Annotated in this window: 13 protein-coding genes and 1 tRNA gene; 8 read left to right on the top strand and 6 right to left on the bottom strand. The window is 50.1% G+C overall.

What is annotated here, in order from left to right:
* On the top strand, positions 1–249 hold a 249-nt coding region (locus HMPREF1141_RS17210; RefSeq protein WP_155863667.1), incomplete at its 5' end, for a transposase.
* An 88-nt stretch (positions 250–337) separates the two neighbouring features.
* Here HMPREF1141_RS17210 and HMPREF1141_RS14670 read toward each other — a convergent pair.
* On the bottom strand, positions 338–1327 hold the full coding sequence (locus HMPREF1141_RS14670) for an aldo/keto reductase (RefSeq protein WP_009065864.1): 990 nt from the start codon (positions 1325–1327) through the stop codon (positions 338–340).
* 399 nt (positions 1328–1726) lie between these two features.
* Between HMPREF1141_RS14670 and HMPREF1141_RS14665 the strand changes: the two genes are divergently transcribed.
* The gene (locus HMPREF1141_RS14665; protein WP_009065887.1) at positions 1727–1936 is read left to right on the top strand and encodes a DUF378 domain-containing protein; all 210 of its coding nucleotides are present in this window, start codon (positions 1727–1729) and stop codon (positions 1934–1936) included.
* A gap of 45 nt (positions 1937–1981) precedes the next feature.
* On the opposite strand, the gene HMPREF1141_RS14660 is transcribed toward HMPREF1141_RS14665, so the two are convergent.
* A complete protein-coding gene (locus tag HMPREF1141_RS14660) occupies positions 1982–3190 on the bottom strand; it encodes an acetate kinase (protein WP_009065869.1) in 1209 nt (402 codons plus the stop codon).
* Between the two features lie 126 nt (positions 3191–3316).
* On the opposite strand from HMPREF1141_RS14660, the gene HMPREF1141_RS14655 reads away from it, so the two are divergent.
* Positions 3317–4546, top strand: a complete 1230-nt coding sequence (locus HMPREF1141_RS14655) for a nucleotidyltransferase (RefSeq protein WP_009065882.1) — start codon at positions 3317–3319, stop codon at positions 4544–4546.
* Positions 4530–5462, top strand: a complete 933-nt coding sequence (locus HMPREF1141_RS14650; RefSeq protein WP_009065885.1) for a hypothetical protein — start codon at positions 4530–4532, stop codon at positions 5460–5462. The genes HMPREF1141_RS14655 and HMPREF1141_RS14650 overlap by 17 nt, the downstream gene beginning before the upstream one ends.
* A gap of 82 nt (positions 5463–5544) precedes the next feature.
* Here the strand turns inward: HMPREF1141_RS14650 and uraA are convergent, their stop codons facing one another.
* The 4 genes from uraA to glyA all read right to left on the bottom strand — a co-directional run bounded on the left by uraA (position 5545) and on the right by glyA (position 10436).
* Positions 5545–6897, bottom strand: coding sequence for a uracil permease (gene uraA, locus HMPREF1141_RS14645; RefSeq protein ID WP_009065867.1), 1353 nt, complete (start codon positions 6895–6897; stop codon positions 5545–5547).
* A gap of 190 nt (positions 6898–7087) precedes the next feature.
* Entirely contained in the window at positions 7088–7747 is a 660-nt protein-coding gene (locus HMPREF1141_RS14640) for a flavin reductase (RefSeq protein ID WP_009065880.1), read from the bottom strand.
* A gap of 85 nt (positions 7748–7832) precedes the next feature.
* A complete protein-coding gene (locus tag HMPREF1141_RS14635; protein WP_009065871.1) occupies positions 7833–9101 on the bottom strand; it encodes a replication-associated recombination protein A in 1269 nt (422 codons plus the stop codon).
* Between the two features lie 81 nt (positions 9102–9182).
* Positions 9183–10436, bottom strand: a complete 1254-nt coding sequence (gene glyA / locus HMPREF1141_RS14630; RefSeq protein WP_009065878.1) for a serine hydroxymethyltransferase — start codon at positions 10434–10436, stop codon at positions 9183–9185.
* Between the two features lie 146 nt (positions 10437–10582).
* Here glyA and nth point away from each other — a divergent pair, with 146 nt between their 5' ends.
* The 4 genes from nth to HMPREF1141_RS14610 form a co-directional block, all read left to right on the top strand.
* A complete protein-coding gene (gene nth / locus HMPREF1141_RS14625) occupies positions 10583–11239 on the top strand; it encodes an endonuclease III (RefSeq protein ID WP_009065876.1) in 657 nt (218 codons plus the stop codon).
* Positions 11240–11342: 103 nt separating this feature from the next.
* A tRNA-Ala gene (locus HMPREF1141_RS14620) sits at positions 11343–11418 on the top strand.
* A 380-nt stretch (positions 11419–11798) separates the two neighbouring features.
* Positions 11799–13802: an AIPR family protein gene (locus HMPREF1141_RS14615; RefSeq protein WP_009065875.1), complete on the top strand. Its 2004-nt coding sequence runs from the start codon at positions 11799–11801 to the stop codon at positions 13800–13802.
* Positions 13803–14039: 237 nt separating this feature from the next.
* Positions 14040–14235 (top strand): transposase (locus HMPREF1141_RS14610; protein WP_035317243.1); only part of this gene is annotated, 196 nt, incomplete at its 3' end.

Here is a 14235-nt window from a genome sequence, read left to right as displayed (position 1 = left end):
TCAAAAGACAAGGTTGAAAAAAGAGGCTATATCGCGCATATCCGTCCCCGATCTGAGGAAAAACAGGAGCTCTTGCGGAATCCCGATTTTAAAGCCCGGCGCTGGGTAGTAGAGGTTACGCATTCGTTCTTCAACCGTTTCCGCAAATTGCTGGTTCGTTTTGAAAAGAAAGCTGCAAACTACCTTGGTCTTCTGCATTTTGCCTGTGCAATTATTGTCTGGCGTAAATTGATTCGAGTCCATATCTAATTTATGGATAGGCTCTTAATAGTCGGCGGCCGTTTCGTAAATTGGCTGATATAAAAGCTTTTTTCCTGTTGATATCAAATTGCTGTGTTTATTTCGCGTTTGCGATCGCCGCGTTTGCGTCGCGCGTCATTCTTTCAAAATCCGCCTGCTCCAGAACGAGCTCACCCGCCTTGGCGTTTTCCTCCACCTGCTCAATCTTTCTCGCGCCACCCAGCACATTCAGGTATTTGCTGCGGGCCACCATCCAGGCAATCACAAGATTCCCCAGCGTGCAGCCGTATTTTTCCGTAAGGTCGGACCAGCCGTTCAGCATTTGCAGTGCGAACTGGCGATGCTCCGGCATCCACCAGAATTTGTTTTCATGCACAGAGCCTTCCGGAATCTCGTAATCCATTGTGATTTTGCCGGTCAGCAGGCCCTGCTCCAGCGGCGAATATGCCTGGAGGGTAATTTTATGCTCCTCGCAGTAAGGCAGCAGCGAAGCCTCTACACGGCGGTCTAGCAGGCTGAATTTCTCCTGAACGACATCTACCTTGCCGTATTTCAGGTATTCATCCAGATGCGCCGTCGTCACGTTGGAAGCACCGATCACGCGGATTTTGCCTTCCTGCTTCATTTTCAGCAGCTCTGTCATCGTTTCGGCAATCGGCGTACCGCCTTCCGGGGCCTGCCAATGGGTATAATAAATATCGATGTAATCGGTCTGCAGGCGGCGCAGGCTGTCCTCTAAATCCTGCCGGATGGAACGCGCGGAAAGATTGCGGTACACCTCATGACCGTCCCGTTCAAAACGGTCGGTACCGTTGGCATCGCGCCACTGCAAGCCGCATTTGGTCGAAAGAACCGCACTTTCTCTGCGGCCCTTCAGTGCGCGGCCTACCACCTCTTCACTGTGCCCAAAGCCGTAGACCGGCGCGGTGTCGATCCAGTTCAGTCCCTGATCCAGCGCGCAGTGGATCGCGCGCACGGAAAGAGAATCATCGTTCTCGCCCCACCAGCTTCCACCGCCGATAGCCCACGCCCCCAAAGACAATACTCCGGTGATCAGGCCGGATTCCCCTATTTCTCTTGTCCTCATATTTTTTCCTCCGCCTTATCTTTTCATTTTATTTTTCTATTGTACAATAAACGGCAGCGGTTATTCAACCTTATGCGGCACACTTCCGCATATCGCATATTTTTCTCTTTTGGAATTGCATAAATTTGCTAAAATTCTTGTCCTCTCCCTATGGCAAAAGAGAACAACACGAATGATATATGCTTGTACAATGGACCACAGCGGTTATTCGGGCATCTGCGTCAGCCTTGGCACACCGCATCGTTTCCGCTTTGAGAATCGTTTAAATTCACTGAAAACTGGATCATGAAACAGCAGCGGTTATTCAGTCCTCTGCGGCGCAGCCCGGCATATCGCATATTTTTCCCTTTTTGGATTACACTAAAACAGACAAAATTTTTAATGAAAGGTGGAAACACAATGCTGGACATGATTGCTCTCATTCTTCTGATTATCGGAGGAATCAACTGGGGCTCGATCGGTGTGTTCCAATTTGACATTGTTGCCTGGGCGTTTCAGGGACAGACTGAGATCATCAGCCGAATCATCTATACGCTCGTGGGCCTTGCCGGAGTATGGTGCATCTCTCTGCTGTTCCGTGACAACGAAATTACAGGCAGAAGAAAATAAAAGCGGCGGAGAAAGCATTCTCCGCCGCAGGCATTTGATGGAATATTACAGCTTGCTGATGATCTCTTTGGTATCGCGCGCAATGACCAGCTCTTCGTTGGTGGGGATGACAAATACCTGCACCTTCGAATCGGGAGCCGAGATTTTGCCGCCCTTGCCGCGGATCATCTGCTCGTTGAGCTCTTTCGATACCTTCACGCCCAGATAGGTCAGGCCGTCGCAGACATTCTGGCGGTGATCGGTCTGATTCTCGCCGAGGCCGGCGGTGAACACAATGGCATCGCAGCCGTTCATGGCCGCAGCATAGCTGCCGATGAACTTCTTGATCTGGTATACCAGCATCTTGTGGGCCAGAACCGCTCTCGGCACGCCCTCTTCCGCAGCTTTGGTAACGTCGCGGTCGTCGCTGGAAATACCGGAAATGCCCAACAGGCCGGATTTCTTGTTCAGGATGTCGCTCATCTGCTCCGCAGAGAGATTTTCTTTCTCCTGAATAAAGGTAACAACGGAGGGATCCAGGCTGCCGCAGCGGGTACCCATCATGAAGCCGTCCAGAGGAGTCAGGCCCATGCTGGTATCAATGACCTTGCCCTGATCCACAGCGGTAATGGAGGAACCATTGCCCAGGTGGCAGGTGATGATCTTCAGCTCAGACATCGGCTTGCCCATCAGTTCTGCGCAGCGCTCGCTGACGAAACGATGAGAGGTGCCGTGGAAGCCATAGCGGCGAATCTGATATTTTTCAAAATACTCGTAAGGAATCGGGTAAATATAAGCCTCAGGCGGCATGGTGGAATGGAAGGCTGTATCGAATACCGCAATCTGCGGAACCTTCTCGCCAAAAACCTCCTGGCAGGCGCGGATGCCCTGCAGGTTTACGCTGTTGTGCAGCGGAGCCAGCGGGATCAGTTCCTCGATGGTATCGATAACCTCCTGGTTGATCAGAACGGAGTTCATGAACTTCATGCCGCCCTGCACCACACGGTGGCCCACCGCGGTGACCTCGGACAGATCTTTGATCACGCCGACCTCGGCGTCTACCAAAGCGTTCTTGACCTGCATGAATGCCGCAATGTGATCGGGCATGTCCACCGTCAGCTTCTTCTCGCGGCCGTCGGCGGTCTTATGACCGAAAATACCATCTCCAAGGCCAATTCTCTCGCAGTTTCCTTTTGCGAGTACTTCCTCATTGGTCATATCAATCAACTGATATTTCAGGGATGAGCTCCCCGCATTAATGACCAGAATCTTCATCGGATTCCCTCCTAAACTTTCTAAATATTGTAAAAACAGCTTGAAAGTGCCTTTACAATACTGTACTATAGAACCGTACACTATCATAGTACATTTTCACAAATATTTCAAGGAGTTTTTTACCCAATGACAGAGAAACCCTTGATTTCCGGCATAGTTGCCGAATTTAATCCTCTGCACCTGGGGCATCGTTATCTGATCGAGCAGGCGAAACAGTCCTCCCCCGGTGGACTGGTCATTGTAATGAGCGGAAATTTCGTGCAGCGGGGCGAGCCCGCCGCCTTTTACAAATGGCCCCGCGCCCTGGCAGCCCTGCGCTGCGGCGCCGATTTGGTGCTGGAGCTGCCGGTCAGCTTTTCTGTGGCCGGCGCTGAACGGTTCGCCTTTGGAGCCGTTTCTGTGCTGAACGCTCTGGGCTGTGTCGATCGCCTCGTCTTCGGCAGCGAAAGCGGCGATGTAAAAACACTGTTTTTGATTGCCGAAACCCTGTTGAGCCCAGAATTCGAAACCGCCGTTAAAAACCGCCTGGCCTTTGGCGTACCGTTCGCCGCAGCGCGGCAGGCAGCGGCACAAGAGCTTCTCGGCGCTCCGGCCGCTCTTCTGGAAGAGCCCAACAATATTTTAGGGATCGAATACTGCAAGGCGCTGCTTCGCACCCATTCCTCCATGCGCCCGCAAACGGTAAGGCGCATCGGCTCCCCGCACGACGCACAGTCTTTGGCTCCGCAGACCCGCATCGCCTCCGCTTCGCAGATTCGGCAGCGTATGCTGCAAAACGAATCCTTTGCTTCTTATGTTCCGGAAGAGGCCCTCCCCATTTTTCAGCGGGAGCTTTTGGCCGGGCGCGCGCCAGCGTCCCTCTCCTCCCTGGAAACCGCCATCTTGGCGCGGCTTCGTTCCATGAGCCGGGAAGAGCTCTCTCAATTGCCGGACATCAGCGAGGGACTGGAGAACCGTATTTACAGCAGCATCCGCACTTCTGCTTCCCTGGAGCAACTCTTTTTTTCGATCAAATCAAAGCGATATTCCCATGCACGAATCCGCAGAATCTTGTTATCCGCTTTTTTAGGCCTGAATCAGCGGGAGCTTCCAGAGACCCCTGCGTACCTTAGGATATTGGCTTTTAATGAAACCGGGCGGGAAATGCTGCGTGTGATGAGACACACTGCCTGCCTGCCGATTGTGACAAACGCGGGCGATTTTGCCCAGCTTGGCAGCGACGCCAAGGCGATGTTTGAAACAGAATGCAGGACAACGGACCTTTATTCCCTCTGCACCCCGGAAAAGGGCCCCTGCGGGCTGGAAATGACCTGCGCATATTGGGAAAGGAAGGATTTTTTTGGCAATTCAAATTAAGGAAACGGAATACCTGAACTATGGCCGGTGCGTACATATCAGCAACGGCATCATCGAAGTCATGGTCACAATTGATGTGGGCCCCCGGATCATTCACTTTTCTCTGGTCAACGGAGAAAACATGCTCTTCACCGATCAGGACCGCAAATACCGTGCGTTCGGGGAGGAATTCGACCAGCTGTACGGGGAAGGCTCCGTTTTTTATAATTACGGCGGCCACCGGCTTTGGCTCAGCCCCGAAAGCACCCCCGACACCTACTACCCGGACAACGAGCCGGTGGTGTACGGCATCCTCTCGGAAGGCGTCAGTTTTTTGCCGGCCCGGCAGAAACACAATGACATACAGCTCGGTTTTGAGGTGATGATGAACGAGAATACCTCGGACATCATGGTGGTGCACAGCGCCAAAAACTGCTCTAAAGAACCGAAAACCCTTGCGCTGTGGTCCATTACGATGATGGCCCCCGGCGGGTTCGAGATCATCCCGCAAAATCAGGGCGAAGACCCGCTGCAGCCTGACCGCTCGCTGATTCTATGGCCTTATGCCGATCTGCGCGATGCCCGCGCATTCTTAGGCAACCGTTTCATTACCCTGCGCCAGGATTCCTCCGCCACCTCCGCCTTCAAGCTCGGTGTGATCAACCGGGCCGGCTGGGCCGCGTATGTGCGGAAGAATGTGGCCTTGATGAAACGGTATGTCCACAATATTCATGCCGCGTATCCCGATCTGGGCGCGTCCTTTGAAACGTATACCAACGGCGATTTTCTGGAGATGGAATCGCTGAGCCCGCTCTACCACATTGAACCGGGCAACACGGTGCGCCATGTGGAAAATCTGACCCTGCAGCGGATCGACCAGCCGCCGAAGCTGGACGATGAAGCGGCGCTGGACGCATTTGTCGCCGAGCTGGGATAAACCATAAATGAAAAACAGCCCCCTTTCTGATCCGGTACAGTCCGGTCAGAAAAGGGGGCTTTTCCGTTGAAAAAAGATTTCTTTATTCTGCCGCGGCCTCTGCCCCGTCGTCCTCGCTGTCGTTGGTCAGGTGCAGGCGATCGAGAATATAGAAGATCAGCCCCATGGCCATACCGACCACACAGGCCAGCACCATGCCCTTGAGCTCAACGCTGCCCAGATGCACCGATACGCCCGACAGGCCCGTGACAAAAATGACGGAGGTCATGATGATGTTGCGGTTCTTGCCGAAATCCACGCGGGAATCCACGAGGATGCGCAGGCCGGAAGCGCCGATCATGCCGTACAGCAAAAACGAAATGCCGCCGATGACCGGGCCGGGGATCGTTGCGATCAGCTCAGAAAATTTACCGATAAAGGAGCTGATGATCGAAAGCACCGCCGCACCGCCGATCACCCACACGCTGTACACGCGGGTCATCGCCATAACGCCGATGTTTTCGCCGTAAGTAGTGGTGGGAACCGCACCCACCATGCCGGAAGCCATTGTGGAGAAGCCGTCGCCCATCAGCGAGCGATGCAGGCCGGGGTCTTTGAGCAGATCTTTGCCAATCACCTTACCGGTAACGATCTGGTGGCCGATATGCTCCGAGATCAACACCAGCGCAACCGGCAGCATGGTAACGATCGCGTCCAAACGGAACTGTACGAGCTGAAAATGCGGCAGAGAGAACAGGCTGGCCTGTTCCACCGGCGCAAAATCCACCACACCCAAAATAGCCGCCGTGATATAGCCGCCGATGATGGCGATCAGAATGGGAATAACGGAAAGGAAGTTGCGGAACAAAATGGAGCCAAATACCGCAATCCCCAGTGTAACGAGAAAAACGATGGCATTTTTGGGGTCCACCGCTGTAACCACCTGCTGAAACATGCCTTCGGAGCCTTTCACTGCCACATAATTCGTCTGCGTCAGAATTCCGGCGGTGGAAGCCGCCGTACCGGAAAGCTCCAGACCAATCAGCGCGACAACCGGGCCCATTGCGGCCGGCGGAAGAAGCTTGTCGATCCAGTCGGAACCGAACCGTTTGATGACCAGTGCCAAAATCACCACCAGGCAGCCAACCGCGACAAAGCCGCCCTGTGCATAGGCAAACCCGCCGCCAGGCGCATCCTTATACCGTTTGATGATGATGAGGGCCGGGCCGATAAACGCGAAGCTGGAACCGAGGTACGCCGGGCACTTTCCCTGCGTAATCCAAAAGAAAAACAGTGTGCCGACACCGTTCATCAGAAGCACGACTGCGGGGTTGATTCCAAACAGCGTGGGAACCAGAACAGACGCGCCGAACATTGCAAACATGTGCTGTATGCTCAGCGGGATCGCCTGCCCCAGCGGCGGCTTTTCATGGGTTTGAATGATGTGTTTTGACATAGCTTGAATCATCCTTTTCTTTCATCTGAAATCTTTTTTTGAAAAACGGCTCCAAAAAAGTAGGCCTTTGATGAAACGGGATGTCAAAAGCCTACCAAAGCAGCCGTAAACAGCAATGAGTGTTGAAAACAGGCCAAAAGAAAAGCCCACCCGGTATGCAAAGCATATCAGATTGAGCTTATCTGGTCTTCTATTTTCTGATAAATGCGGATTTTGGCGCCGCACAAATGGGGCAAAGCCAATCCTCCGGCAAATCTTCGAACGGAACATCGGGATCGTTGTAAATATAACCGCAAATCTTGCAAATGAACTTTCCGCCGTCCGAACCGGTGTTGCTTTCTGCAACAGGACGGTAGGTCGGCGCGTTTTTGGGAGCGGAGCCCTTGAGTGCCTGATGGTAATATGTGTAGGTCATCGGCGTACCGACCACCTTTTCACTGCCGGCAATCACCTCGGCCAGAAACACCGTATGTGTCGAGGTTTCTACCCGGCTGACTACCTTACACAAAAACCAGCAGCAGGCATTTTCTTTGATCACAGGGACACCTTCCGCCAAAACACGGTGACGGATGTTTTTCAGCTTGTTGGAATTTCTTCCGGAATTGAAGCCCAGCGCACCGATTACAGTACCGGGGGTATCCTCCGACAAAACGGAAACAGAAAAAATTCCGGTCTCCCGGATACATTCGTGACTGTAATTATCGTGATGCATACTGACAGCGATAACGGGAGGATTCGTATTCGTAACCTGAATCACCGTATTCACAATACATGCCGACGGTTCGTTCTCACCCTTTACACCAATGGCATACATCCCGTATGACAAGGTGGTCAAAATAGTACTATCCAATCAGTATCCCTCCCCACGGATCATACCTGAGTCCAAAATTATATATATCATAGCACTGAGCGGACAAAGATACAAGAGCTTATTTCTATTTTTTCTCCATGATTTTTTTCCAGTACTGCAGAAACGCCTGCTCGTTTTTGTTCAGGCCCGGGGCGTAGTACTCCGCCCCGCTCAAAAGATCGGGCAAATATTGCTGCGCTACCCAGTGATCCGGGTAATCGTGGGGGTACAGATAAAACTGCCCTTTCTTCGCCTGATCGGCTCCATCGAAGTGTTTATTTTGCAGACGGCGCGGAATCGACCCGGATTTGCCCGCGCGAATATCGGTGAGCGCCGCATCGACCGCCAAATAAGCGGAGTTGGATTTCGGCGCCATACAGACCAGAATCACCGCGTTCGCAAGCGGAATCCGCGCTTCCGGCAGGCCCACCTGCAGAGCGGTATCCACCGCGGCCTTTGTAATGGGAATGATCTGCGGCCAGGCAAGACCGACATCCTCATTGGCGCAGACAAGCAGCCTGCGGCACACGGACGGCAGGTCTCCGGCCTCGAGCAGCCTTGCCAGGTAATGCACCGCGGCGTTGGGGTCGGAGCCGCGCATGGACTTTTGGAACGCCGAAAGCAGATCGTAATGCTCGTCGCCGTCTTTATCATAGCGCACGGCGCTTTTCTGCGTCAGCTCGCGCGCAGCTTCCAGCTCCACCAGGAGGCCGTCTGCCTCGCGTCTGGCCGAAAGCGTGCACAGCTCCACCGCGTTCATCGCCTTGCGCACATCGCCCCCGCACGACTGGGCAATATGCAGGTCTACCCCCTCGGCGCGCGTGATCGTTTCCCCGCGCTCCTGCTCCAGCAGGGCAAACGCTCTCTCCACCGCGTGCAGAATGTCTTCGGTATCCACCGCTTTGAACTCAAACACGGTGCTGCGGCTTAAAATTGCGTTATACACATAAAAATACGGATTTTCCGTCGTGGAGGCAATCAGCGTGATCTGCCCGTTCTCGATGAATTCCAGCAGCGTCTGCTGCTGCTTTTTATTAAAATACTGAATTTCATCCAGATACAGCAGCACCCCGTTGAGCGTTTCCAGCGTGCCGAGCGACTCCACCACGGCGCGGATATCCGCCGTGGACGCGGTTGTGCCGTTCATCTTCACCAGCTTCCGCTGCGTCCTGCGGGCGATGATCGAAGCGACGGTGGTCTTCCCCACACCGGACGGCCCATAGAAGATCATATTCGGGATTTCGCCGGAATCGATGATGCGGCGCAGGGCTCTGTCCGGGTCCAGCAAATGGCGCTGCCCCACCACCTCATCGAGCGTCTGCGGACGCAGGCGCTCCGCCAAAGGCACTGACAATGGAATCCATCCTTTCAAAAAAGCGGCGCAGCATTCGGGCTGCGCCGCACATTCATGCAAATATAACAGTTGACAGCAGGATCAGCGGTACAGCGGGTAACGGCCGCAAATGCTCTCTACCTTCGCGCGGATCGCGTCCTGATTGCCTTCAAAGCTCTGCGCAGCCATTGCGATGCACTCGGCAACCTCGTCCATATCCTGCGTGTTCAGGCCGCGGGTGGTAACCGCAGGCGTGCCAAGACGCAGGCCGCTCGTCACAAAGGGGCTTCTCTGCTCGTTCGGAACCGTATTCTTATTCGCGGTGATATACACCTCGTCCAAACGGTGCTCGAGCTCCTTGCCGGTCAGCTCTTCGCCGCTCAGGTCCACGAGCATCAGGTGATTGTCCGTTCCGCCGGAAACCAGCTTGATGCCGCGTTTTGTCAGGCCGTTGGCCAGCGCCTGCGCGTTGTCGATGATCTGCTGCTGGTATCCTTTGAACTCGGGCTGGAGCGCTTCCCCAAAGCAAACCGCCTTTGCCGCGATGATATGCATCAGCGGGCCGCCCTGTGTTCCCGGGAAGATCGCCTTGTCGATCGCCTTGGCATATTTCTCTTGGCACAGGATCATGCCGCCGCGCGGGCCGCGCAGGGTTTTATGCGTGGTGGTGGTGACGACGTCGGCCCACTCGACCGGGCTTGCGTGCAGCCCGGCTGCCACCAGACCGGCAATATGAGCCATATCGACCATCAGGTAAGCGCCGCACGCGTCGCAGATTTCGCGGAAGCGTTTAAAATCGAGCGCGCGGGGATATGCCGAAGCGCCCGCCACGATCATTTTCGGCTTGACTTCCATCGCCTGCTCATACAGCTTGTCATAATCAATGCGATGGGTCTCGGCATCTACGCCGTAGGCAACAAAATGGTAGTAGCTGCCGGACATATTCACGGGAGAGCCATGCGTCAGGTGCCCGCCCTCAGCCAGATTCATGCCCATTACGGTATCGCCGGGCTGAAGCAGCGCAAAATACACTGCCAGGTTCGCCTGCGCGCCGGAGTGGGGCTGCACATTCGCGTGCTCTGCGCCGAACAGACGGCACGCACGCTCCCGCGCGATTTCTTCCACTACGTCCACATACTGGCATCCGCCGTAGTAACGCTTGCCCGGGTAACCCTCGGCATATTTATTGGTCAGGATGCTCCCCATTGCGGCCAGAACCGCAGGGGAAACCATGTTTTCAGAAGCAATCAGTTCCAGATTCCTTTGCTGGCGTCCCAGCTCCTGCTCCATAGCAGCCCCAACCTCACTGTCGAAGCGGGAAACAAATCCGATGGTATCCATCATTTCACTGAACATTGGCAACCCTCTCTCGTGTTTTCTTACTGTTTATTATACACGCGATTTCAGCAAAAGGCAATCCGGTCATTTCCATAAAATGACCTTTCCTTTTGTCGGGTTTTGTATTAGAATGAAGAAAACTGCCGCAAAAAGGATGAGCCAAAATGACAAAAAAACAGCTGGCCAAACTGGCCGTAGAAGCGCTGAAAAAAGAATATCCGGAAGCCATCTGTTCGCTGGAATACCGCGATCCGCTCCAGCTTCTGATCTCGACCCGCCTTTCGGCCCAGTGTACCGACGCACGGGTAAACCTGGTGACGCCGGCCCTGTTTGCCCGTTTCCCCACGCTGGAGGCTTTTACACAGGCGAAGGTGGAGGAAATCGAAGAGCTGATCCGTTCCTGCGGGTTGTATAAAACCAAGGCGCGCGACATTCTTGCCATGTGCAAAAAGCTTGCGGAGGAGTACGACGGCGTGATTCCCGACACGGTCGAGGAGCTGACAAAGCTGCCGGGCGTGGGGCGAAAAACCGCAAACCTGGTGGTTGGGGATATTTATCACAAGCCCGCCGTTGTAACCGACACGCACTGCATCCGTATCGCGGGGCGGCTGGGCCTGACGAAAAGCAAGGTTCCCCTGCAGGTGGAAAAAGATCTGCGCGCGGTGCTGCCGCCGGAGGAATCCAACGACTTCTGCCACCGGCTGGTGCTGCACGGCCGGGCTGTATGCCAGGCGAGAACGGCCCACTGCGAGATTTGCTGTATGAATGGTTTTTGCAAAACAGGGGTATTGGAACTGGCGGAACCCAAGGTAAAAAAATAATTAATACTTTTTGAAAAATCTTCTTGAAAAAACGGAAACCCCATGATATAATAAACAGCGTTGAAATTCACCGGCGTTTTTCGCCGTGATTTTACAACGTTATGGGCTCGTAGCTCAGCTGGGAGAGCGCCGCGTTCGCAACGCGGAGGTCGAGAGTTCGATCCTCTTCGGGTCCACCAAATCATTAAGAAAGCGAACCTCATCCAAGCAGGTGAGGTTCGCTTTCTTAATGATTTACTCTTCCATGAAAAAGAGCGTCCTTACAAGGGGCGCTCTTTTTCTATGCAATTCGTTAGGAAAGAACTTGGCCCAGAGAAAAAAATCGCCTAACGGACAAAAAAACACGCAAAACAGAGTTCCTCCAGCATTTTACTCATCCTGTCTCACCACACCCTGTCAGTGACATTAAGATACCATACAATTCAACATAAATCAACATAATATATAATTTGATCCGTAGACATATTGGAAAATTATGGTATAATAAATAAAATTCTATTTTAATCTTATATTATTAAATCGTTTGGTATATATAAAGATATAATAAAGGAGAATCGATATGCAATTAGAACCTATTATTAAAGTAAGATTTAAAAAATTTGTAGAACAATATGAACTGCCTGCGGAAGAAGAAAGCAAAAATTTTGAGGCCTATGTAAATTTTTTGCTTTTTACGGCTCATCAAACAGGTGTATTTAGTTTGAAAACAGACTTGTTTGATATTGTTAATGTTGGAGGAATAGATGACTTAGGTCTTGATGGCATTGGTATTAAAGTCAACGATACTTTTATCACCTCTAAAGATGACATTTTTGAATTTGTAAAAGCCAAGAAAAAGGTAAATATAGAACTCTTTTTTACACAATCAAAATATCGTCCAAATTTTGTTGCCAGTGAATTTTTAACATTCTCTTCTGGAGTTATTGATGCTGTTTCTGAAAAGCGCTACAAGTTAGCTAATGAAAAGGTTAAAGTTTGGCTGGACATGATTGATTATATTTTATCTGAAGATGTAATGATATTATGGGATAAGAAGCCATCCGTTAGAATATATTTTGTTGCTATGGGTAAATGGTGTAATGACGCAAATATTATCGCGTATGAGAGTAAAATGCGTGATGATATTTTGGCTATGGGAAATTATGAGGATGTAAAAGTCCATTATGTAGATACTAATGCATTATCCAAAATTATTGATAACAATGAGAATCATTTTGAAGTAGTAATTTCTATTGGGGAGCAAATCTCTTTCCCAGAAGTCGAGGGCGTTTCAAATAGCGCATTAGTTTATACTGATTCTGACGAATTAATGAAATTATTGAAAACGGATGATCTAATAATTAGAAAATCATTATTTTATGATAACGTACGCGCTTTCCAAGGAGACACTACGATAAACAATGAAATCTTTAAAACAATTTCTACTACTCCTGAAATGTTTATTCTTTTTAACAATGGAATCACTATAGTTTGTGACCATTTTTCACTTGCATCCAGAAAGGCAACTATCCGTAACCCTCAAATTGTAAATGGCTGTCAGACCTGTAATGTAATCTACAATTACTATGCGACTAATGATTTTAAGTCTATTAAAATCCCTCTAGCTATTAAAATGGTCGCAACAGAAAAAAGCGAAATAGTAAATCAGGTGGTTCGAACTACCAATCGTCAAAACATTGTTCTTGATGAGGTTTTTGAAATCACGAGAGATTTTCATAAAAACTTAGAAGAATATTTTTTGGCAACCAACCCAATTAATGATAAACATAAACTTTTTTATGAAAGAAGATCAAAGCAATTTCTTGGAGACTATTCAATCAAAGTATCACAAAAAATCAATTTGCGTACTTTAACTCAGACAGCTGTCGCCGTTTTATTAGAAAAACCATATATTGCACATAGACATGAGTCGGTCTTGTTAAAGGAGTGCCGAAACGAGCTATTTCAAGAATCACATTCTTTCGAACCATATTATGTTATTTCTGAAATTTTTGCTGCATTTGAAGATTACTTTATACAAAACAGCGATCAACGAAAAAGATACAAAACTTACCAGTCTCATCTGATGTTTATATTCAAGTTGCTTGTTGCATCAACGATGCCTAACTTATCTGAAAACAAAAAAATAGATGCATATTGTGAAAAGTTAAAAAAACATCTAAAGGATAAAACTCAGTGCGAAGAAACAATTAAAACCTCCCTTGAAATTTTCGACCAAGCAAAGACCAAATGGGTTCAACAAATGGGGAAAAGTGTCTACGCTATTAAAGATACTCCTGAATTTACAGAAGAGCTGTTTAAGCAAATTTCCGCTCATACTGCAACGAATATCCCCAATAATAATGTCCAAGTATCTAGAGTTGGCAGAGTTATTTCAGTAAAGATGGACAAGTATGGGCAGTATGTAGGTTTTATTAAAGCAGATCCAATTAATGTACCATTCTTTGAAAAATCAAATTTACATTTGCAGTTTACAAATATGTTTGGCAAGACTGTTCTATATGATGTCGAAACAAATTATAACGGGAATTTAATGGCAGTAAATGTTAGATCCTTTGAATAGGGATTTAATGTGAAGTAATACATACTTTTCATCTGTACCAATACAGCTCTTTTAAACTATATGTCTCCATTACCCCTAGGTTTTTCGAGGCATATAATCGACCACTTTGTAAGATTGCCATGTTTACAACGCTGAAGTCGAGAGTCTGATCCGCTTCGAGTGGCTCATGTATATCAAAATCTAAGAGCCTATCCATAAATTAAAACAAGGTGTAAAATAGGGACTGGTGAGAGAAGAATGAAAGAGAAGAAATCTTATCAGTCATGGACAATATCGGATGAGTTTTGGGAAGAAATCAAGGATAAGATACCAGTAAAAAAGCGGGACCCGCAGAAAAAGTATAAACACGCACCCGGACAAGGCCGTCCTCCGATACCGCCAAGGAAAGTGCTGGAAGGGATTTTTTACGTATTACGCACAGGATGCCAGTGGA

This window comes from Clostridium sp. MSTE9 (genome assembly GCF_000277625.1).
Taxonomy (GTDB): Bacteria; Bacillota; Clostridia; order Oscillospirales; family Acutalibacteraceae; genus Faecalispora; species Faecalispora jeddahensis.
Note: the sequence above shows the minus strand (reverse complement) of the source record. Positions and strands in the feature narration are given on the sequence as shown.

Excerpts from the sequence above, each read along its gene's own strand:
- HMPREF1141_RS14665 (WP_009065887.1), top strand. The coding sequence starts at position 1,727 with ATGCTGGACATGATTGCTCTCATTCTTCTGATTATCGGAGGAATCAAC.
- HMPREF1141_RS14615 (WP_009065875.1), top strand. The coding sequence starts at position 11,799 with ATGCAATTAGAACCTATTATTAAAGTAAGATTTAAAAAATTTGTAGAA.
- HMPREF1141_RS14670 (WP_009065864.1), bottom strand. The coding sequence starts at position 1,327 with ATGAGGACAAGAGAAATAGGGGAATCCGGCCTGATCACCGGAGTATTG.
- HMPREF1141_RS14660 (WP_009065869.1), bottom strand. The coding sequence starts at position 3,190 with ATGAAGATTCTGGTCATTAATGCGGGGAGCTCATCCCTGAAATATCAG.
- HMPREF1141_RS14655 (WP_009065882.1), top strand. The coding sequence starts at position 3,317 with ATGACAGAGAAACCCTTGATTTCCGGCATAGTTGCCGAATTTAATCCT.
- uraA (WP_009065867.1), bottom strand. The coding sequence starts at position 6,897 with ATGTCAAAACACATCATTCAAACCCATGAAAAGCCGCCGCTGGGGCAG.
- glyA (WP_009065878.1), bottom strand. The coding sequence starts at position 10,436 with ATGTTCAGTGAAATGATGGATACCATCGGATTTGTTTCCCGCTTCGAC.
- nth (WP_009065876.1), top strand. The coding sequence starts at position 10,583 with ATGACAAAAAAACAGCTGGCCAAACTGGCCGTAGAAGCGCTGAAAAAA.